Below are 19477 nucleotides of genomic sequence, written 5' to 3' on the forward strand. Positions count from 1 at the left end.
GCGCTTACCGGTGGAAACTAGCACGTCGAGGCATCGATGCGATCGACACCAAAGTATCGGGAATACCATCGTTTAATATATTCCGGCTCTGACCGCTGTCAGTACTTAATTAGTTGGACGCTGTTGATCGGCATCGGTGCGTCTGATTTTGGACGATGCAAGCGCCCATCACGCCGGGTTTGGACCGGGTCAATCAATTTTCCGCTGAGGAGCATATGACGATGTCACATCATTATTCAGGTCCTAACTTCGGGTTCCCGCGGGCAGATGCGCGTTTGGATCTCACCGATCTCTATGCCTTTCCGAAGCCGGGGGACGTGGAGAAGTCGATCCTGATCATGAATGTGCATCCATCCTCTACGGTAATCGATCCGGAGCCCACCACTAACGAACCGTTCTCGCCTGACGGCCTCTACGAGATCAAGATCGACACAAATGGCGATGCGGTCGCCGACATTGCGTATCGTGTACGCGTTTCGTCGTTACCAGGAGCGATGCAGATCGCCACGGTACGCCGGGTTGAGGGTGCACTGGCCGCTGGGACAGACGACGGTGGAGAGGTTGTCTTTCTGGAGGCTCCAGTGTCGACAGGCCGGGGTGCGCAGGTGACCGAGGCCGGCGACTACCGCTTTTTCGCGGGCTGGCGAAGCGAAGCATTTTTCTTTGACACCTTGGGTGCCGTGAATGATCTGCATTTCACCGGTACTGATTTCTTTTCTGACAAAGACGTCTGCAGCATCGTTCTGGAAGTGCCCAACTCCGCGTTGGGGACCAAACCGGTTGGCCTGTGGGCACGCACACTGCACAAGCAAAGTGAGGGCTGGGTGCAGGTGGAACGGGGTGCGCGCCCTCAGCAGGCCGTATTCCTGCCCGGCGATCAAAAAGAGGCTTATCTCGCCGGCGAACCTGCAGATGACGCCCCGGTTTGTCGAAACATTCGCGCACGCGCTTGAGTACACAGGTGGATATAGGCCGGACGAAGCCGAGCGGGTGGCAAGGACATTGCTGCCAGATATCATGCCCTATGACCCGAGACAGTCTGCGTCCTTTCCGGAAAATGGCAGAACGCTGACTGACGATGCCGCGGATGCTTTTTATGGCCATCCTTACGAACGGCAAGTTGGCGGGGGACGGGGTTGGGGCGCATAGCGATTTGCTTCCGGAGTTCCCCTACTTGGGGCCGCCGCACGATGCTTACGACTGAGGGCATTTATCTCTCGTTGACACCGACCTGGCCCTTTCTGCAAGCGGATACGTCACGCCCCGCTACATGTTTTGCTAATTTACTAAGGAGAACCCGATGCGATTGATCTCGACCTGCATAGTTCTAACCGCAGCCTTCGTGATGCCGGCCTCGGCGCATCCGAGCATCGGTTCGGCCGTCTCCTTTGCGGCAGGCGTCGCTCATCCGCTAACCGGCCTCGATCACGTCACCGCTATGCTGGCAGTTGGGCTGTGGGCCGCTGTCAAGGGGCAGCACGCGCTCTGGGCGTGGCCGTTGACCTTTGTCGCAGTCATGTTGATCGGCGGCGTGCTCGGCCTGACACAAATCTACTTGCCGTTGGTAGAGCCCGGCATTTTGGCGTCGATCGTGGTGCTGGGGCTCATGGTGGCGGCGGCGGTCAATCCGCCGGTATGGGTCGGCGCTGCGATCATCGGCCTTTTTGCGCTGCTGCATGGACATGCTCACGGAGCCGAGGTCGCCCATACCGTGAATGGGCTGGAATACATCGCGGGGTTTGCGCTCGCCACCGCCACCTTGCATGTCGTCGGCATCGGTTTGGCACTCACCATGCAACGCGCCGCGCCAGATCCGGTCAATCGCTTTGCGGGCGTGATTTGTATGGCTGTCGGTGTCGGATTGTGCGCGGGCGTTCTGTGAATTCACGCCGGGGGTGATTCTGGCATCCAGTTAGTTGTTCTTAGACAGGGCAGGATCGCGACAGCGCGTGCAGGTCTTCGGAAGGCGAGACCCGGCGACTGAGCGAACGGAGGAATGGAATGTCAGGTCCAGAAACAGATGAGAATGTATTTGCCGCCCGCGGAGATGTTCCTCAAGGTCGTCTATCGTTGCAAATGTCGACCGCCGGCGTCGTTCATGACCTGGGGAATCTCATTCAGGTCGCCTCATCCGCGTTGAATCATCTGGGCCGAGACCCGAACATCTCAATGGCTCCGGGAGTGGGGTTTGTAATTGCTGGCGCCAAAACCGCCTTGGAACGAGCGGGTTGCCTTGTCAGGCAAACCATCAGGACAGCCGGAGAGATCCAAGGGGAAACTCCGAATGCGAACGTGGGTGTTTGCTTGGCGGACCTCCAATCCATTATTCGATGCGCTTGGGATGCGAACGTCCATCTCGAGGTTCGGGTCGGCTCCGACCTACCTTTGGTACGGTGTGACCAGGTTGGATTGCAAAATGCAGTCCTCAACCTTCTGTTCAACGCGCGGGATGCAATGCCTGACGGCGGTCTAGTCTCGGTTCACGCCTCAGTGTCGGAGGATTCCAACCAGGTGGATGTTCGTGTTGAAGACCATGGGATTGGAATGACCAGCGAGACCATGGTCCGCGCATTTGATCTCTTCTTCACGACGAAAGGTGAAGGCCTAGGCGGCGTTGGCTTGCCGATGGTGAAGCGTTTCGTCGAGGAATCGGGAGGGAGTATCGATGTTGAGAGCACCCTTGGATCAGGCACAATCATGACATTGCGATTGCCCGTGATGCGTTAGGGGCCCGATGGCCGTTGGCGGGCTCGATGATTTCAATGCTGACGCGTGAGGTGCAATTGTGAAAGAACGGTCCAAATCTGACGACGTCGCCCAACTGAGTGGGGTGCGCTCCAGAGGAGCGGTGGCATCAGAGCGCCAGGCCGTGATGCCTCCACCGACAGAGCAATCTCTGATAGCACGGTTTCCGGCCTCATTCTTTGCCATCGGCCTTGGGACGAGTTCTTTTGCCGTCATGTGGCAGGTTGCCCATCAGCTCTGGGCCGCTCCGAACGGCATTGTTGTCGCGGTCGTCATAGTGGCAATGTGCCTATGGGCAGCCCTTTTGACGCTCTATGCCTTGAAGTTGTGGTTCGCGCCGATGGCGGTGCGAGCAGAGCTCGCGGATCCCGTTCAGAATTGCTTTCCTGGTCTAGCGGGAATCGGGATGATGCTAACCGCGGTGAGCATGTTGCCGTTCAGTGCGGCGGCGGCCACCATGCTCCTGTGCATCGGCGGGGCGCTCGCGGCGGGATTCGGGCTTTGGCATTCGCAATTGATCTGGAAAACGAAAATCGCTCTGGCCGACGCGACGCCGGCCTTATACTTGCCTGTTGCCGCCGGGTCGTTCGTCCTCAGCATTGGCTTGTCGACATTCGGACATTCTGAATGGGCGCAGCTGGCGTTGGGTGCGGGTCTCTTCTCGTGGCTCACAATCGATTCCGTGTTGTTCTACCGGCTCTATTTTGGTGAGCCGCTTAGAGACCAGATCCGGTCGACCCTAGGGGTCCAGCTCGCACCTCCGGCGGTCTGCTCGCTCGCCTATGTTAACTTGTCGGGTACTTCTGGAGACGTGTTTGTTCACGGTCTCATCGGTTACGCAATCCTGCAGGCAATTGTCCTTGGCGGTGTGCTTCCAAGGATCGTCCGGCGCTTCTCCGCCGGTCTTTGGAGCGTCAGCTTCGGCGCCACAGCATTGGCGACAACGATTGAAAAACTGGCCGTCCGTGGCGACACGGGCTTGGCTGGCGTCTTGGCTCTTCCTATTTTTGCGACCGCAAACCTGCTCATTATATGGCTCGCAGTTAGAACAATCATTCTAGCCATGACCGGCTCATTATTGCCGTCTCTTCTAGACGGACAAGAGAGGCAGTAGCAGGCTGCATCCACCTCTTGGATGCAGGGAGAGGTTCGTCGGTAGGCCCCAATTTCTTGACGGTATCGACGGGGTCTAAGTTAAATGTCGTCCAGTGGTGTCGAACAGGCAGACGTGATTGGCCTGCAACTGCAAGCAGATGATCTCGTCAGGTTGCACGTTGATCCGCTCGTGAAGCATCGCACCACGGTTTGTTCCCCGACGGTCGCGGTCACCTGCGTTTCGGAGCCAAGGGGCTTGACGACCACGATGCGAAGAGGGATGCCGGGGCGATGGTGAGATATTCCGGCCTGGTGCCGATACCGGATCGCATTGAAACTCTACCGAGCAGCCGTAGCATGATGCCGTCACTGGTCTTGAAGACAGGCCGGCCGTCGGCGCTCTGGGAGCTGCCTCTCAGCAGGTTCATCGAAAGCGAGCCGATGAACTCGGCAACGAATATGCTCTGTGGGTCGTTGTAGAGGTCGAGCGGCCGGCCAGCTCGACATGCCCGCCATTCATCACCACAATCCAGCCAGCTATCGTCATGGCCTCGACCTTGTCCATAGCCACGCGTTGCCGCCAGCCGCCCGACAGCTGGCGCGGATAGCGCTCGAGAAGCGGTGTCAGCCCAGTATCTCAGCGGCGTCCGCATCCCGCTTTTGGTGCACCGGCCAGCGTCAGTGAGAACGCCATGTTCTCGGCCACCGTCATATGCGGATAGAGCGCATAGTTCTGGAACACCATGGAGATGTCGCGCTGCTTGGGCGGCAGGTCGTTGACGACCCGCCCACCGATGCCGATCTTCCGCCGGGTGATGTTTTCAAGCCCAGCGATCATCCGCAACAGTGTCGATCTTCCGCAGCCGGACGGGCCGACGAGCACCACGAACTCGCCGTCGCGAATGTCGACGGAGACGCCATGAAGCACCTCGACCGGACCATATGCCTTGCGGGCTTTGTCGATCGTGACGTTCGCCATCAGACCGCTCCGCCCCTGATTTCTTTGGATGACAGGGCCCCTTCATGCACCAGCAGGGCGATGCCGCCGTCGTGGAAAGCTTCGGGGCTGCTGTCTTTCGTAAAGACCGATATTCCGTCGGGCTCGAAGGTGATCCGGTCGCCCTTGGCCGAGCCTCTGGCGAATTTGCCCGAAGCGTGGTTAGCGGACAGCAGCCTCGACGATGGCAACATCCTCTTCTGCGGTGCCGCCGCTGACGCCGACACCCGCATACACCTTGCCGTCTTCGTCGACCAGAGGAATACCCCCACCCATGGGGCAAAAGCGCCCGCCGCCGACCGTGGGCAACGCATACAGCGATTGCCCCGGTTGTACGAGCGGCAGGATGTCAGCCGTGCGCAGGCGCACGAGGGCCGAGGTATACGCCTTGCGCTCGGAAATCTCGAGCGCGAAGACAGGCGCGCCGTTCATCCGGTGTTGGAGCACCAGATTGCCGTGAACGTCGATAATGCATACTGCTACAGGGACGTCGGCCTTTGTCGCCTCTGCCTCCACACGTTCGGCAACCGACTTCGCTTTCGTGAGCAGATCCATGGGGGTTATCCTTATTTTTGAGGGGGCGCCGTCGCCATCGACAGCGGTCTATCGCGGCGGCAACTCGCCCAGGTGGAAAGCCAGCCGATTCTCGACATCTCCCGGGGCCTGGAAGCCCTTTGCGGTCAGCGCTTTGATCCCCTCCTGGGCGGCGGGTCGGCTCAGCGAAGCTATGCAGGCTTCCCAGCCGGCGCCTAGCTCGACATCCGGCGTGAGGCTGGTGTTGACCAAGCGCTTGGTCTGCGCGATCGCCCACTTGTCGAACCTGGAAATCCGAGTGGCGAGCGCGTCAACGTATGCGTCGAGATCTGCGTCCGGCAGGGCTTTGTTCACGTAGCCATACGCCTCGGCCTGTTCTCCACGGATGTCCTCGGAGGTCAACAGAACCTCCATGGCGCGATTGCGACCGATCAGGTGAGGCAGGCGGGCCATCGGTCCGCCGCCGGCGACCATACCCACGCCAACCTCCCACTGTGAAATGATGGCCTTTTCCTTGCTAGCGAAAGCCATATCGCAGGCAAGGGTGATTTCGCTCCCATTACCCGTAGCGCGACCTCGGATGAGGGCGATCGAGGCCACCGGCGCGCGCGTCAGCCGCACAAGAAAATCCGGCCAGGGCGGCAGGCCCGTCGGCCCCGGTGGCAACGCGAGCATATCCTCGATCCGCGCCTTGAAGTCTGAATGGTTGAGGAAGTATCCGTCGACGCTACTGTCGAACACCACAACCCGAACGTCTTCGTCGGCCTCAATGACGTCAATCAGATGTGTGAATTCTTGCACCATCTGTGGACCCATGACGTTGAGCGGGGCATTGTCGAACGTGACTCGCCAATAGGTGGGCGTCCGGCGTGTCAGGCGAATCTGCGAGGTAGTTGTCTTGGCGTCCACTGGAAGCTCCTTCGATGTTTACATGCTCGATGCCTCGAACATGAGGCATTGGCTTCTGGCCCGCGATTGGACGAACGTATCGCCAAGACCATGGTGTCGGTCTGGTAGGGCAGGGCCGATCGCTCGTGATCAAACGGGCTGCCGACCGTCTAATCAGTGGCCGTGCCGCCCCCAATCGCGCTGCAAACTTCTGGTCTAACAGACCCTCCCCCGGGATAAGCGCTGCCTCGAGCGAACTGCGTGGTCATCGCGCAAAATAGGGACGTAAGGGGCGGTGACCAACCGAACAGACGATGGCGCCGCCCGGTGCGATTCTGAATATCGGTCTATTGCTTGCCGTGGACGGCAGCCGGCGGCGGATCGATGGCGCCGGCCCTGACGCGAGCAGGTTTCAGCGGCTGGGCACCGGCATCCTTGACGATCCTCAGGCCGCGCGGAAAGAACTGATTGTTGTGCTGGCCGCGCCCGATGTTGATGATCGTGGCACCCTTCAGATGCTTTTCCAGCATCGACAGCACCCCCTTGAGCGACGAGCCATCGAATGCGTCCATCGCCTCGTCGATGATCACCCATTTCGGCTGCCGCAAGGCGAGCCTGGCCACGCCCAGCAAGCGCTGTTCGTCATCGCCCAATTCATGGTCCCAGCGCCCGACACGGTCGAGCGACGACGACAGCCGTTCAAGGCCAACCTCGGCCAGCACCGCCGCTATATCGGTATCACTTGCGGGCGCATGCCCGTTCGCGTGATTGAGCACCTCGCGCAACGTGCCGGCCGGCAAATACGGGACGCGTGGAACGAAGATGAGGGTTTCTCCGGCCGGCAGGCCGATCTTTCCGCCGCCCCAGGGCCACAGCCCGGCTATTGCGCGGAAGAACAGTGTCTTGCCGGCGCCTGGCTCGCCGGTGATCATCACCCGTTCGCCGGCGCGGATCTCGACATGCCGGTCGGAGAGTTTTGTGCAGCCCTCCGGCGAGGCCACTTGAAGCTTCTCGAACGTCAGACTGCCATTGGCATTTTGATCGAAGGTGATGCGCCTTTCGGTGTCGTGCAGCACATCGGTTTCATTGAGCGCGATGTGAAAGTCAGCAACGCGCATCAGCGTGGCGCGCCAGTCGGCGATGCCGCCGATGTTGTTGACGAACCAGCGCAAGGACGAGTGCACCTGATCGAAGGCGCCGACCGCCATCATCAACCCGCCGAAACTGATGTCGCCCGAGAAATAGACCGGAGAAGCCACCAGGATCGGTGCCACGACGGTGATCCAGCCATAGGTATCCGTGACCCAGGACAGGCTGATCTGCGCGGTATAGATGCGGCGCATCGCGCCCAGCACCGTATCGAGGTCGAGTTCGAGCCGCCGTTTGGCATCGGCTTCACCATGGTAGACCGCCATGGCATCGACATTCTCGTTGACGCGCACCATCGAGGAGCGCAGCTCGGCTTCACGCGTGTAGCGATCGCTGTTGAGGCGGATCAGCGGTCGCCCAACCAGCCAGCTCAGCCAGGAGGCGATGCCGGCATAGAGGAACGCGGCCCACACCATGTAGCCCGGTATCGCCAGCGACCAGCCGTTGATGTGGAACACGAAGCCCGACGAGAGTTGCCACAGCACGCCCACGAAGGACACCAGCAGGATGAAGGATTGCAGCAGGCCGACGCCGAGGTCCGTCGACAGATCGGACAGATGCGCGGCGTCCTGCTGCATGCGCTGATCGGGATTGACGCCGATGGCGCCGGCATTGGCCAGCCGGAAGGCCCGCGCCGGCCGCATCCACTGGTCGATCAGGTCGAGCGTCAGTGCCTCTCGCAGCTTCAGCCGGATCATCTGATTGAGCCAGGTCTGGCCGATATTGAGCACCAGCAGCGTGCCGGCGATCATCGCAAAGACGAGGAGCTGATGCAGGAAAGCCGCCATGTCGCGGCGCGCCAGCGCATCGTAGAAAGGCTGGTTCCAGCTGTTGAGCAAGACCTGGCCGACCGAGGTCGCGATGATGACGGCCATGATGCCGACCGAGGTCCAGACCAACCATTTGCGGACTGGCGATCCCACCAGCGCCCGTTTTATCGTCGCCACCTGGTCATGCAGGCTGCTGGCTTCGATGGTCACGGTGATCGGCTGAACGGTGGCCTGATTGTCCATTTGGTCAGTCTTACCGAGATCCTTGCGTTCATGTGCGATGCTGAACCAGACGAAGAGAGCCGACGGCCGCCGCTCCCCAACCAGTCCGCTAGCCCAGAACGACAGACACGTCGGGTAAATTCCGGGCGAGGCAAGTTTCCAGCTTGATCACCAAGGTTTCACCTGGCGAGACTATGCTGCCGCGCCTCCGGCCTCGGCCCGCCGGCCGAGCGCTGTCGGCGACAGAGACTTCGGTCACTTGGATGTCGGTTTAGCGATGCGTACACGATGCCCGTACTGCCCGACACGGTCCATAGCACCTTGGTGTCGATGGCAGGTTGAGCGCCGCCATCCCAATGCGGTAAGTCTTCAGACGCATGGTTTGACGGTGATTGCGGTCAAATCCGGCTTGCGTCAATTCGCTCGTGAGGGCCTGACTAAGATGCAATCGAGTCCCTGCGAGCGCGCCCATACCTTCGTCTGATTGGATCAGAACACGGCATTTCGTATTCTAACGTATCGAAACGACGCCGGTGCGCGGCCTGTAGAGGGACCTGGGATCATGACGCAACAGTTGAGCAAGACAGCCGGTTCGGATCGCTTCCTTCGCACTCCGACAGATCTTGGTTCCGACGCGACCCGCGACATCGCTGCCGGCCTCGCCGGCCTGCTCGCTGACGTCTTCACCTTGTATCTTAAGACCAAGAATTTTCACTGGCACATGAGTGGTCCGAATTTCCGGGACTATCACCTCTTGCTCGACGAGCATGGCGACCAGATCTTCGCGATGACTGACGCGATCGCCGAGCGCGCGCGCAAGATCGGCGGCACCACGATCCGTTCGATCTCCGATATCGCGGGGCGCCAGCGCATCCTCGACAACAATGCCGACTATGTTGATCCGCAGGACATGCTCGCCGAGCTTCACGGCGACAATAAGCAGTTGGTGGCCGAGCTGCGTCGCGTCCATGAGCTCTGCGATAGCTATTCGGACATTGCCACCGCGAGCCTGATCGAAGGATGGATCGACGAAAGCGAACGGCGCAGCTGGTTTCTCTACGAGATTTGCCGTGCCTGAGCGAAAAAGCGGGCAAGGCGGCGGACGAGATTCTGCACGCCCGGAACAACCGCCGGCAAGGATCGCGCATTCGGTGCTGATGCAACGTTCTTCAGTTGGGGTGCAAGCCGGTCGCACGGGGGGAGTATGCTGACCGCTGGTCGGGTGGCATTGATCCGCATCGACTTTCCTGCCCGAAGTTGGCTGAAGCTCATTGGTACCGCGCGCGCGTTCTGATAGGAACGCAGACGGCGTTGCTGGCAGTTTTGGGCGCAGAAGCTTTCGGGTGCAGAAGCTAAGGCGTGATCAGAGGGAAGCGCACACCCGCAACCGATCCACAGGGGGTGAATTTCCACTGCACCGAGCCGCCTAGTTCCGCCGTCAGCGCGCGTATCAACCGCCCTCCAGATCCCTCGGGCGGATCAGAGGCCGCGCATCCGTCGTCGCAGACAACGCACCAGATGCTGCTGCCACTCCTGTTCAGTGAGACACGGATGGAACCCTGGCGATCCTTCAGGCCATGGCGTGCTGCGTTCCGGACCAGTTCGGAGACGATCAGACCGACGCGCCAGCACCGCGCGGCGTCGAGCCGGATTTCGTCCGTTGCAACGGTCAACTGAATACCCCGCTCGCCGAGGGACGCGCGCGACAGGCTGGAACACAACTTCCCGACATGATGACCCAGGTCGAAGTCTTCCTCAGCGATAGGTACGAGAAGGGATCGATGCGCCTCCGCCATCGCATGCAGACGGTCCGCTGCGCGCCTCAACGCCGGCGCGGCCTTCACCTCTCCCTGGGACGCGGCCAGCGACAGGATCGCTATCGCTTCGCTATATTCGTTGATCACCCGGTGGCTGATCTCTTCGACCAGATGCGATGCCAGCGGCTGGCACGATGAGGTTGATGGATTCGCACATCCAGTTAGCATGGCCAGATCCTCCGGTAACGCCGCCCCGCCACGAGAGCGCCGTTCGCGATGTTCTGGAAGACCACAGCAGACCCCGCCGAAACGTTCTATTGCGCCAAGGTGTCGGCAATACCTAAGACGGAGATACGCCGTGTGGATTGGCGCTCTGAGTATTGGCGGGCAAAGCCTGTGCGGACGAATGATCAACAATCTCCGTCAAATATTGGTCGGCACTGTGGAGGCGCCGCTCGACTACCAACAATGTGGGGACAGTCACGTTATAACCGCCGATACCAAAGTATATGCGACACCATTGGACAATGGTTGCGAGCCTTGATTGTCCACATGTTCAGATCCGGAATAGGCCCGGCGCAGCTGGGTCGGTGGCCCCCAAAATCATCGAGGTCTGTCGTGGAAACTGAACAAAAAGTGGTTGTCATCACCGGCGGGTCGCAAGGCATCGGCGCAGCGCTGGTTGAGGCCTATCTCGGCCGGAATTACCGCGTCGTCGCCACCTCTCGCTCTATCAAACCTTCCGACAGATCGGACTTGCTCGCGATCGCGGGCGATATCGGCAACCCCGCCACGGGGCTGAGGGTGGTCGAGGAAACACTCCAGCGTTTCGGACGGGTCGACACGCTTATAAACAACGCCGGCATCTTCCTTGCTAGCAGTTTCACGCAATACTCGGCAGAGGATTACGCCCGCGCGGTCGCGACCAACCTGACCGGTTTCTTCTTCGCCACCCAGGCCGTGATCGCCGCAATGGAACGTCAGGGCAGCGGCCATGTCGTCAACGTCACCACCAGCTTGGTGAAGCAGGCCAGTTCGAAGGTGCCATCGGTGCTCGCTTCGCTGACTAAGGGCGGGCTCGACGCCGCGACCCGGAGTCTGGCGATCGAATACGCCCGCAGCGGAATCCGGGTGAACGCCGTGTCGCCGGGCGTCATCAGGACGCCGATGCATGCGCCGGAGATGTACGAGGCGCTGGCGGGCCTGCATCCGCTGGGCCGCCTTGGTGAGATTTCCGACATCGTCGGCGCGGTCCTCTACCTGGAGGATGCCCCTTTCGTGACGGGGGAAACCCTTCATGTCGACGGCGGCCAGAGCGCTGGCCACTGAGCCCAGCAGTCAAAGGAGACCCGCGCGACGACGGCCGACTCAACTGGGTGCCCGTCGCGGCGCCGACTACGGTGCAATCTCGAAAATAAGCTCAACTTCGACCGGCATGCCAAGAGGCAAACTCGCCACGCCGAGCACGACCCGTCCGGAAAGCATTTCGGTTCCGAGGACCGCCACGAGGACATCGGAGGCTCCGTCGGCGACCTTGGGATGGTCCCGGAAATCGCCCTCGGTGGCAATGTACACGCCGAGCTTGGCGACACCGGTGATCCGATCCAGAGACCCCAGGTAAGCCCTGGCGGCCGACAGGCCACTGAGGCAGGCGATTTTCGCCGCCTTGCGACCGTCCTCCGTCGTCAGTTCCCCGCCGATGCGGCCGGTGAATTGCGGCTCGCGGCCGACAACCGGCAGCATTCCGCTCAGGAAGAGCAGATTGCCGATCCGTGCTGCCTCGACATAGGCGCCAAAAGGCGTCGGCGGAGGAGGAAGCACGATCCCGTTTTCCGCAAGCCGCTTTTCCGCGCTGGCGCCGGGCGCGTCGCGCCGGCTCACCATTTGCCGAGATGTGCGCCGCCATCGACGTGCAGCACCTCCCCGGTTATGCGCGGGGCCTCTGTGAGGAACACCACCGCATCAACAATCTCCTGCACGCTGGAGATGCTGTGTGCATCGGCGAGAATGTATTCAGGACATCCTTTGGACTATCCTTGTGCATCGGCGTATCGACGATGCCGGGCGCGACCGTGTTCAGACGAATTCCCTGCCGAGCATATTCCATCGCGATGTTCTTCGAGAGGGCCTCGATCCCGCCCTTGGTCAACATGGCGACGGACGCGTCCACGCCGGCGATCGGATGATCGACCAGCGAGGTGGTGATGCTGACGATGCTGCCGCCGCGCTTTTGCGAAAGCATCTGGCGGACGGCCAACTGGGTTAGAAGAATGAAACCCTCGAGGTTGGTGGCGGTGAGCCTGCGATAATCCTCCATCGTGTAGTCCACGAAAGGCTTGGTGAAGAAGATGCCGGCATTGTTGACCAGGGCGTCGATCGAACCGAAGCGGCTGATCGCGGTCTCCGCCACGCTTTTCGCGGTGGTGGCATCGGCGATGTCGCCATCGACGCGCGCCAAGCGGTCGGATGGCCCGATTTCGTCGGATTGGCTGACTCGCCGCGAAGTGGCGACGACATTGTAGCCGCGTTCGAGGAAGGTGTTGGTAAGACCCGCGCCGATTCCCTGCGAGGCACCGGTGATCAGGACCGTTTTACGTTCTTGCATTGAACTCTCCATCTTGGCCAAGGCGACGTCACGGCTGCGCCTCGCTCCCGCCGGAATATGGCCGAGGCGCCGTTCCGCGATTAGATGGAAAAATCTGGAATCTTTTTTCCAGCTGTGCAAAAATGGGGCATGACCGATCTGAACGACATCGCCGTTTTCGTGAAGGTGGCGCAGTTCGAGAGCTTCAGCCGTGCCGCCCATGCGCTTGGCATGCCGATCTCTACCGTTAGCCGGAAGGTGACCGCGCTGGAACAGCAGCTCGGCGTGACCTTGCTTCAGAGGACGACGCGCAAGGTCGGTCTGACGGCGCAAGGGCGCGCCTATTCCAGCCAATGCAGCGAGCCGCTTGCCCTTCTCAATGATGCCGAAAGGGTGTTGACACAGGCGCAGAAGAAGCCGGAGGGGCTTCTGAAGATTTCAACGCCCGTCATCATGGGCCAGGAGCCGTTCTACGAATTCGTGTCGTCGTTCCTGAAAACCCATCCGGGAATCCAGGTCGACCTGTTCGTCACCAATCTGTTTCTCGACCTGATTGCCGAGAACGTCGATGTCGCCCTTCGCTTCGGGGAGTTGCGCGATTCGACCCTCGTGGCCCAACGCATCGGACGCAGCGTTCGCTATCTCGTGGCCTCGACGGACTACCTAAAGGATCGCATCCCGCCGTCCAGACCCGAAGATCTGCGCGATCACCAATGCGTCCTGCTGAACGGGCGCAACAACGAGGCCGAGTGGCATCTCGTCAGCGGCAAGAAATCGGTCAAGCAACCCGTCTCGGGGCCGATTTCCAGCAAGGACTATCAGTCCGTCAGCGCCTTCACCTATCGAGGCCACGGCGTGGGATTGCTGCCTTCGATGTATTGCGATGCGCAGATTGCAAGCGGCGAGCTCGTGCGCCTTCTGCCCGAATGGTCCTCGCCGGAAATCTTCATTCACGCCGTCTATCCCACGCGGCGCTTCCTGCCCACGAAGCTACAGGTGTTTCTCGAAGCGTTGAAAGCGTGGAAGAGCCCGCTGTGGTTGCCGCTACGCTGAACATCTACCGTTCGTCGCGATCCCGTCTCTATTTGCCGTCGTGGCTTCTCCCCAGATGTTGTCGTCGGCGGAACGGCTGTGGGAATTCAGCGAGCGCCTTATATGATCTCCTGACCCCAGCGGAGAACGCCAACCATGACCCTGAAAACCCGCAAGCTCGGCAGCCAGGGGCTGCAAGTCTCGGCCATCGGTCTCGGCTGCATGGGCATGAGCCAGTCCTATGGTCCGGCCGACGAGGCCGAGTCCATCGCCACGCTGCACCGCGCCATCGAGCTCGGCTGCACCTTCCTCGACACCGCGGAGGTCTATGGCCCTTACACCAACGAAGCCCTGCTCGGCCGGGCCTTGAAGGGCAAGCGCGACCAGGTCACCATCGCCACCAAATTCGGCTTCCGCATCGAAAACGGCAAGCAGGTCGGCACCGACCGAGATAGCCAGCCGCGAACCATCAGGACGGCGGTCGAAGGCTCCCTGAAACGGCTGGCGACCGACCATATCGACCTCCTCTACCAGCACCGTGTCGATCCCTCCGTGCCGATCGAGGATGTCGCCGGTACAGTCGGCGAGCTGGTCGCGCAAGGCAAGGTGCGGTTCTTCGGTCTGTCGGAGGCGGGCGCGGCCAACATCCGCCGGTCGCATGCCGTGCATCCGGTCTCGGCGGTGCAGAGCGAGTATTCGCTGTGGGAGCGCAATCTCGAACCAGAGATCATTCCGCTGCTCGGCGAACTCGGCATCGGCCTAGTGCCGTTCTCGCCGCTCGGGCGTGGTTTTCTGGCCGGCGACGTGAAGCGCGCTGAGGACTATCCCAAGGGCGATTACCGCCATCACGACCCCCGCTACCAGGGCGAAAACTTCGACGCCAATGTGGCGGCGGCGGCCAAGGTGCGCGACATCGCGGCGGCCAAGGGCGTCAAGCCCGGCCAGGTCGCGCTGGCCTGGCTGCTGCACAAGGGCGCCGGTTTCGCCGTCGATGTCGTGCCGATCCCCGGCACCAAGCGGAGAAAATATCTGGAGGAGAATATCGCCGCCGCCGCGATCAAACTCGATGCGGCCGAGATGGCAGCGCTCGACGAGGCACTGGCACCGGGAAAAGTCTCCGGCCCGCGCTATGGCGAGCGCACCATGGTGATGATCGACCGATAGCAGCGTTCCGGGGTCGGCCCAGCAGCTGCTAAGGCAATTCCTGAAAAGTATGAAACGATTTTTCATCCGCGAAGGCGCGCGGCCGAAACCCGTCGCGAAACACGCGTGGACAGCGTTCTTTCAAATGGCCGCTCGCGGCGGTGTTTTGGCAGAAATCGTATAATTTTTATGTTTTCGGCTAGATTGGCGTTCGGGCTAAAGCGAGGACGGCAATTCTTGTCCCGATCAATCTGTACCACGCTGGAGATCATTTTGACCCGTCACGCCAAGACTCGCTCGAAACGGACGCATACGATTCGGCTCTTGCCGATCCATCTCTTCGCCTCGGTAATGGGCATCGCGGGATTGAGCTTGGCTTGGCGGGAGGCGGCCAAGGGCGCTCTCTTCAACGGCGTCATAGGCGAGACGATCGGCTGGGTCGCCGTCGCCGTTTTCGTTGCCCTAGTCGCGGGGTACGGCATGAAGTTTATCCTCCACCCGGGCGCTATCGTCGCCGAATACAGCGATCCTGTGATGAACAGCTTCTTTGCCACGATCGGTATTGGTATTTTGCTTTTGTCGTCCTTCCTGCGGCCGTACAACGCCACACTCGCCCAAACGACCTGGGTCGCAGGAACGGTGCTTACCTTTGTCACCGCCTACGCGGTCATGCAGCGCTTCCTCGGCCGTCAGCACAGGGGCGAGGACACCCTACCCGCGCTGCTTATACCCGGCGTCGCGACCCTCGACATCACCGTCACCGGATCGGACATGCCGTATTCCTGGGCGCATGAAGTCAATATGCTCGCCTTCGCCGTCGGTTCGGTGCTGGCCGGCGTGCTGATCGTGCTCATCTTCAGCCGATTGCGGCACCACGAGGCCTTGCCGATGCGGATGCGCCCGTCGCTGCTCATTGTGAGCGCGCCTTTCGCCGTCGGTTTTCTCGCCTATACCAATCTCACCGGGCAGGTGGACATCTTCGCATCCTCGTTGTTCTATTTCGCCTTCTTTCTGTTGTTGGTGCTTGCCCCGAAAGTCTTCCGTAGTGGAATACCGTTCAGCGTCAACTGGTGGGCCATCGGCTTCCCGCTCGCCGCGTTTTCCATCGCAGCCTTTCGTTATTCGTCGGCCGTGGGCACTCTGCCTTTGAAGGTCTTCGCGATCGCCGTGTTCGCATTTTCCGCCGGCGCGATAGCGGTATTGTTCGTTCGCACTCTTATGATCATCTCGTCAGGGCAATTGTTTCGACTAGAAAATAGCCAATGAAAAAGATCGCGATCCTGGCCATGCCGGGTGTCCAGCTGCTCGATGTTATCGGACCCTCCGACGTGTTCGCGGAAGTGAACCGCAAACTGGGATACGTATATTACCAGATTGAGATTGTCGGCACCAAGGAAGGCCCCATTCTGGGATCGTCCGGCGTGCGGCTCGTGGCTGACAGCACCATCGCTCAACCAGCTGGCGATATTGATACCTTGTTGATTGCCGGCAATCCCCTGATCCAGGATCACCCCGTCTCCGGCGAAATCCTTGATTGGGTGAGATCCATCGCTGAGCGAACACCACGAGTCGGCTCGGTTTGCTCGGGCGCGTTCGTTTTGGCGGAGGCTGGGTTGCTCGACGGCTTGCGGGCGACGACGCACTGGTCGCAGGCGGATGAATTCGCAAGGCGGTTTCCCTCGATCAGGCTCGAACCGGACCGCATCTTCACGTCCGATGGGAAACTATGGACATCGGCGGGTGTGACCGCGGGAATTGATCTGGCGCTAGCCCTTGTCGAGAGAGATGTCGGACGTCAACTCGCCCTATCCGTCGCGCGGGAGCTTGTCGTTTTCCTGAAACGCCCGGGCGGCCAGTCGCAGTTCAGCACCCACTTCATGGCGCAGATCGCGCAAAAAACACCAATCAGGGCGGCTCAGGAATTCATCAACAACAACTTGTCACACGATTTGGCGGTCCCCGCGCTCGCGGCGCAGGTCGGCATGAGCGAGCGCAATTTCGCACGGATGTTCAAGCACGAAGTACAGATGACACCGGGCCAATATGTCGAAGCCGTCCGTTTGGAGGCCGCGCGCTGTCTTGTTGAAGATGCGAAGATTCCCATGAAGACGGTCGCAATGCAATCTGGATTTGGTGACGTCATCACTTTGCGCCGCGCGTTCGTGCGGCACTTCGCGATTTCTCCTACCAATTATCGGAAGAGTTTTTCACGCTGATAGCCGACGGTGAAGACGAACGCGTTCCACACGTTCGCGTCCGCCACGCTCTCCCGGTTACAGATTTGGTCGTGGTCATTTGGCCATTCCTGTCGCGGCATGTCCCCGTTGCATCACGGCCGGAACAGGGGGACTGCGCTTGGCGGACTGGGTCGAAAGACGTCGAACCAGTTCGGCATTGCGAAGGCGCTTCTCCTCTTTCGCGATGTACTCACGCGTCATCGGGGTTACTCCCTGACGGTTGAAGCGGGTCATCCAAGTCGGCTCAATCATTTACGATACTGGCTTGATGCGAGTTTTGGCAGCCCGCTGACGACCTCCGCGTATTCGTCACCGACCTGGTTCACAGCTACACCGTGCCGAGCGAGGTATCGGCCAAAGTGATGTCGCGCCGCGACGATTCGCGGCTTCTGCAGCCTAGCCATATGTGAAATCCGGCTTGCTCTGGCCGACTTCGATTATGTAGCCATCGGGATCGCGAATATAGCACCGCGTCTCGCCGTATTTGTCCTTCGGCTCGGTGATGAACTCGGCCCCCCGGGCACGCCACATTTCATAGCATGCATGGATGTCCGCAACCCGGAGATTCATGAAGCTGCTGACGGAATTCGGATCGGCGGGAGGGCTCAACACCACCGAGGGTTTGTCAGGTGTAGGACCACCTCCCACGTTGACGATGAGCCATGCGTTCGCGATCTGGATGTATCCCGGCGCACCCTTGGCATCACCTCTGCTCGCAATGCGCCCGCCGAACACGGTCTCGTAGAAGCGAGCCGATCGTTCGATATCGGCGACGGTAAGAAAGTGGGCGACGGTGAAGCCATCCAGCGGCGGCATCTGATAGCTTCGCCCGTCGACTTCTACTTCGTTCATGATTGTCCTCCATCCTGGATCCGGCTTGGATTCAGATGGCGCAGCCCAGTCCTGGGTAAAATTGGACTTTGGTGTCGATCAGAGCCCCATGTGATCAGCCAGAGCGATCAGACCAAGGCGCTTCAATAGACCAAGGTATCACCGACACGTTCGTCCAATAGGAAAGGTCTCCCGCCCCAGCCTAACTCTGCGACGCAACGAAAAAATAGGAGTGATCGCAATGCGTCGACAAAAATGGCCTGTCGCCCGGGGTTTAGCGACCGCAGTTTCGGCGGTGGCGTTGGTCGTCAGCGGCGGCCAACCCGGGCGAAGCTCCGACCATTTCGACTCTCCGGCCATGACCGCGAACCCGCAGGCAGATATCGGCGATGTCTATGCCTGGACCGCGCCAGAGGGCGATCGGCTGAACCTGGCCATGACCGTTGTCGGGCACACCTTCTCGGACCGGCTCCAGTACATATTTCGCATCGACAGCGGGAAGGCGTTTGGCCGCACTACTGCCTCGACGGAGATCATCTGCCGGTTTCCGGCGCCAAAAATGGCAAGCTGCCGATTGGGCACCGTGGATTCAGTGGAAGGCGATGCCAGCGACGCGAAGGGGCTGGAGAGCCACAACGGTCACTTCCGGTTGTTCGCCGGGTTGCGGGACGATCCGTTCTACAACAACGTCAAGGGGTCATTGGCCGCCTATGGGGTTGTGTTGGCCGCGCTCAAGAGCGGTGCCGCGAAACCCGACGAAGCCGGATGTCCGCAGCTGGACCAGGAAACCACCGCAAAGGTTGGCGACCAATGGCGCCATACCGACGGCGGCCCGGCAACGAACCTCCTCGCCAACTGGACCGCCTCCGCCATCGTCATCTCGGTCGACCTTGCGGTCGTGTCGAAGGGCGGGCCGATACTGGCGGTGAGGGGTTCATCGACAACATCGACCAAGACTCTCGATCGGATGGCGCGGCCGTTCGTGGGGAACACGCTGCTCGGCGTTTCACCCTTCTCGACCGATGATGCGAGCGGTGACGAGCGGGAAGCGTTCAACACGGCGACCGCGAAAGCCAGTATGTCGTATACGGCGCGGATCGAGAAATCCCTGGCATTCCAGGACAGCCTCGACGGCAAGTGCGGCAATCAGTTGCTTGCGGACAGGTCCCCGGTCCCATCACAACGCTACCATGCCCTTGCCACCATATTCGTGGACGACCGCCTATGGGTGAACAGTGCGGCGCGGGTCTGCCGGCAGTTTCTAGCGGTCGAGCTCGCTTCACTGGCCAAACTTTCGCTGTTCGACGCCGATTGCGGTGGTCGCAGCCCGACCTACGACACGCCGAACATCTGGCGGTCGTTCCTGGTCAGCGGGACGACGGACGATATCGCCTGGGACGGCTTGCGTGGCGACGAGCATCCGGCTTCGGCGACGATCTTCCCGTTCCTGGCGCCGCCCGATGCCAAGGGCGTGGACCATTGACCGTGAGGAT

Annotated in this window: 18 protein-coding genes and 2 pseudogenes; 11 read left to right on the top strand and 9 right to left on the bottom strand. The window is 60.6% G+C overall.

What is annotated here, in order from left to right:
- Nucleotides 1–155: 155 nt before the first annotated feature.
- The 4 genes from B5V02_RS31400 to B5V02_RS31420 all read left to right on the top strand — a co-directional run bounded on the left by B5V02_RS31400 (nt 156) and on the right by B5V02_RS31420 (nt 3859).
- Complete coding sequence (locus B5V02_RS31400) at nt 156–953, top strand: DUF4331 family protein (protein WP_111547886.1); 798 nt, start codon at nt 156–158, stop codon at nt 951–953.
- A 347-nt stretch (nt 954–1300) separates the two neighbouring features.
- Complete coding sequence (locus tag B5V02_RS31410; RefSeq protein WP_111547887.1) at nt 1301–1882, top strand: HupE/UreJ family protein; 582 nt, start codon at nt 1301–1303, stop codon at nt 1880–1882.
- Nucleotides 1883–2001: 119 nt separating this feature from the next.
- Nucleotides 2002–2727, top strand: coding sequence for a sensor histidine kinase (locus B5V02_RS31415; protein ID WP_111547888.1), 726 nt, complete (start codon nt 2002–2004; stop codon nt 2725–2727).
- 58 nt (nt 2728–2785) lie between these two features.
- Complete coding sequence (locus B5V02_RS31420) at nt 2786–3859, top strand: SLAC1 family transporter (protein WP_111547889.1); 1074 nt, start codon at nt 2786–2788, stop codon at nt 3857–3859.
- Between the two features lie 75 nt (nt 3860–3934).
- Here B5V02_RS31420 and B5V02_RS31425 read toward each other — a convergent pair.
- From B5V02_RS31425 to B5V02_RS31445, 5 genes and pseudogenes are all read right to left on the bottom strand, one after another.
- A pseudogene (locus B5V02_RS31425) lies at nt 3935–4819 on the bottom strand (ABC transporter ATP-binding protein).
- Nucleotides 4819–5031 carry a hypothetical protein gene (locus B5V02_RS31430; RefSeq protein WP_111547890.1) on the bottom strand — a complete coding sequence of 71 codons (213 nt, stop codon included), beginning with the start codon at nt 5029–5031 and terminating at the stop codon, nt 4819–4821. The pseudogene B5V02_RS31425 and the gene B5V02_RS31430 overlap by 1 nt, the downstream one beginning before the upstream one ends.
- Complete coding sequence (locus B5V02_RS31435; protein ID WP_111547891.1) at nt 5000–5392, bottom strand: GlcG/HbpS family heme-binding protein; 393 nt, start codon at nt 5390–5392, stop codon at nt 5000–5002. Before B5V02_RS31435 ends, B5V02_RS31430 begins: the two co-directional genes overlap by 32 nt.
- A gap of 48 nt (nt 5393–5440) precedes the next feature.
- A complete protein-coding gene (locus B5V02_RS31440; protein ID WP_111547892.1) occupies nt 5441–6280 on the bottom strand; it encodes an enoyl-CoA hydratase/isomerase family protein in 840 nt (279 codons plus the stop codon).
- 326 nt (nt 6281–6606) lie between these two features.
- Nucleotides 6607–8421: an ABC transporter ATP-binding protein/permease gene (locus tag B5V02_RS31445; protein WP_111547893.1), complete on the bottom strand. Its 1815-nt coding sequence runs from the start codon at nt 8419–8421 to the stop codon at nt 6607–6609.
- A gap of 541 nt (nt 8422–8962) precedes the next feature.
- Between B5V02_RS31445 and B5V02_RS31450 the strand changes: the two genes are divergently transcribed.
- Complete coding sequence (locus tag B5V02_RS31450) at nt 8963–9478, top strand: Dps family protein (protein ID WP_111547894.1); 516 nt, start codon at nt 8963–8965, stop codon at nt 9476–9478.
- A gap of 274 nt (nt 9479–9752) precedes the next feature.
- On the opposite strand, the gene B5V02_RS31455 is transcribed toward B5V02_RS31450, so the two are convergent.
- A complete protein-coding gene (locus tag B5V02_RS31455) occupies nt 9753–10385 on the bottom strand; it encodes a sensor histidine kinase (protein WP_111547895.1) in 633 nt (210 codons plus the stop codon).
- Nucleotides 10386–10775: 390 nt separating this feature from the next.
- On the opposite strand from B5V02_RS31455, the gene B5V02_RS31460 reads away from it, so the two are divergent.
- Nucleotides 10776–11486: an SDR family NAD(P)-dependent oxidoreductase gene (locus tag B5V02_RS31460; RefSeq protein WP_111547896.1), complete on the top strand. Its 711-nt coding sequence runs from the start codon at nt 10776–10778 to the stop codon at nt 11484–11486.
- A gap of 66 nt (nt 11487–11552) precedes the next feature.
- Here the strand turns inward: B5V02_RS31460 and B5V02_RS31465 are convergent, their stop codons facing one another.
- Nucleotides 11553–12041 carry a RidA family protein gene (locus tag B5V02_RS31465; protein WP_111547897.1) on the bottom strand — a complete coding sequence of 163 codons (489 nt, stop codon included), beginning with the start codon at nt 12039–12041 and terminating at the stop codon, nt 11553–11555.
- Nucleotides 12035–12762: pseudogene (locus tag B5V02_RS31470) on the bottom strand (SDR family NAD(P)-dependent oxidoreductase). The gene B5V02_RS31465 and the pseudogene B5V02_RS31470 overlap by 7 nt, the downstream one beginning before the upstream one ends.
- A 129-nt stretch (nt 12763–12891) precedes the next feature.
- On the opposite strand from B5V02_RS31470, the gene B5V02_RS31475 reads away from it, so the two are divergent.
- The 4 genes from B5V02_RS31475 to B5V02_RS31490 all read left to right on the top strand — a co-directional run bounded on the left by B5V02_RS31475 (nt 12892) and on the right by B5V02_RS31490 (nt 17132).
- A complete protein-coding gene (locus B5V02_RS31475) occupies nt 12892–13794 on the top strand; it encodes a LysR family transcriptional regulator (RefSeq protein WP_111547898.1) in 903 nt (300 codons plus the stop codon).
- A gap of 135 nt (nt 13795–13929) precedes the next feature.
- Nucleotides 13930–14937: an aldo/keto reductase gene (locus B5V02_RS31480; RefSeq protein WP_111547899.1), complete on the top strand. Its 1008-nt coding sequence runs from the start codon at nt 13930–13932 to the stop codon at nt 14935–14937.
- Nucleotides 14938–15240: 303 nt separating this feature from the next.
- Nucleotides 15241–16182, top strand: coding sequence for an SLAC1 anion channel family protein (locus B5V02_RS31485; protein WP_245446325.1), 942 nt, complete (start codon nt 15241–15243; stop codon nt 16180–16182).
- Complete coding sequence (locus tag B5V02_RS31490) at nt 16179–17132, top strand: GlxA family transcriptional regulator (RefSeq protein WP_111547901.1); 954 nt, start codon at nt 16179–16181, stop codon at nt 17130–17132. The genes B5V02_RS31485 and B5V02_RS31490 overlap by 4 nt, the downstream gene beginning before the upstream one ends.
- A gap of 417 nt (nt 17133–17549) precedes the next feature.
- On the opposite strand, the gene B5V02_RS31495 is transcribed toward B5V02_RS31490, so the two are convergent.
- On the bottom strand, nt 17550–18005 hold the full coding sequence (locus tag B5V02_RS31495; RefSeq protein ID WP_111547902.1) for a VOC family protein: 456 nt from the start codon (nt 18003–18005) through the stop codon (nt 17550–17552).
- Between the two features lie 280 nt (nt 18006–18285).
- Between B5V02_RS31495 and B5V02_RS31500 the strand changes: the two genes are divergently transcribed.
- Entirely contained in the window at nt 18286–19467 is a 1182-nt protein-coding gene (locus tag B5V02_RS31500) for a DUF4331 domain-containing protein (RefSeq protein ID WP_146606186.1), read from the top strand.
- Nucleotides 19468–19477 lie beyond the last annotated feature (10 nt).

Source organism: Mesorhizobium kowhaii, assembly GCF_003253745.1.
Taxonomy (GTDB): domain Bacteria; phylum Pseudomonadota; class Alphaproteobacteria; order Rhizobiales; family Rhizobiaceae; genus Mesorhizobium; species Mesorhizobium kowhaii.

What these genes read in the sequence shown, in the direction of transcription:
- B5V02_RS31400 (WP_111547886.1), top strand. Translation starts at nt 156, where the DNA reads ATGCAAGCGCCCATCACGCCGGGTTTGGACCGGGTCAATCAATTTTCC.
- B5V02_RS31410 (WP_111547887.1), top strand. Translation starts at nt 1,301, where the DNA reads ATGCGATTGATCTCGACCTGCATAGTTCTAACCGCAGCCTTCGTGATG.
- B5V02_RS31415 (WP_111547888.1), top strand. Translation starts at nt 2,002, where the DNA reads ATGTCAGGTCCAGAAACAGATGAGAATGTATTTGCCGCCCGCGGAGAT.
- B5V02_RS31430 (WP_111547890.1), bottom strand. Translation starts at nt 5,031, where the DNA reads ATGTTGCCATCGTCGAGGCTGCTGTCCGCTAACCACGCTTCGGGCAAA.
- B5V02_RS31435 (WP_111547891.1), bottom strand. Translation starts at nt 5,392, where the DNA reads ATGGATCTGCTCACGAAAGCGAAGTCGGTTGCCGAACGTGTGGAGGCA.
- B5V02_RS31445 (WP_111547893.1), bottom strand. Translation starts at nt 8,421, where the DNA reads ATGGACAATCAGGCCACCGTTCAGCCGATCACCGTGACCATCGAAGCC.
- B5V02_RS31450 (WP_111547894.1), top strand. Translation starts at nt 8,963, where the DNA reads ATGACGCAACAGTTGAGCAAGACAGCCGGTTCGGATCGCTTCCTTCGC.
- B5V02_RS31455 (WP_111547895.1), bottom strand. Translation starts at nt 10,385, where the DNA reads ATGCTAACTGGATGTGCGAATCCATCAACCTCATCGTGCCAGCCGCTG.
- B5V02_RS31465 (WP_111547897.1), bottom strand. Translation starts at nt 12,041, where the DNA reads ATGGTGAGCCGGCGCGACGCGCCCGGCGCCAGCGCGGAAAAGCGGCTT.
- B5V02_RS31475 (WP_111547898.1), top strand. Translation starts at nt 12,892, where the DNA reads ATGACCGATCTGAACGACATCGCCGTTTTCGTGAAGGTGGCGCAGTTC.
- B5V02_RS31480 (WP_111547899.1), top strand. Translation starts at nt 13,930, where the DNA reads ATGACCCTGAAAACCCGCAAGCTCGGCAGCCAGGGGCTGCAAGTCTCG.
- B5V02_RS31490 (WP_111547901.1), top strand. Translation starts at nt 16,179, where the DNA reads ATGAAAAAGATCGCGATCCTGGCCATGCCGGGTGTCCAGCTGCTCGAT.
- B5V02_RS31495 (WP_111547902.1), bottom strand. Translation starts at nt 18,005, where the DNA reads ATGAACGAAGTAGAAGTCGACGGGCGAAGCTATCAGATGCCGCCGCTG.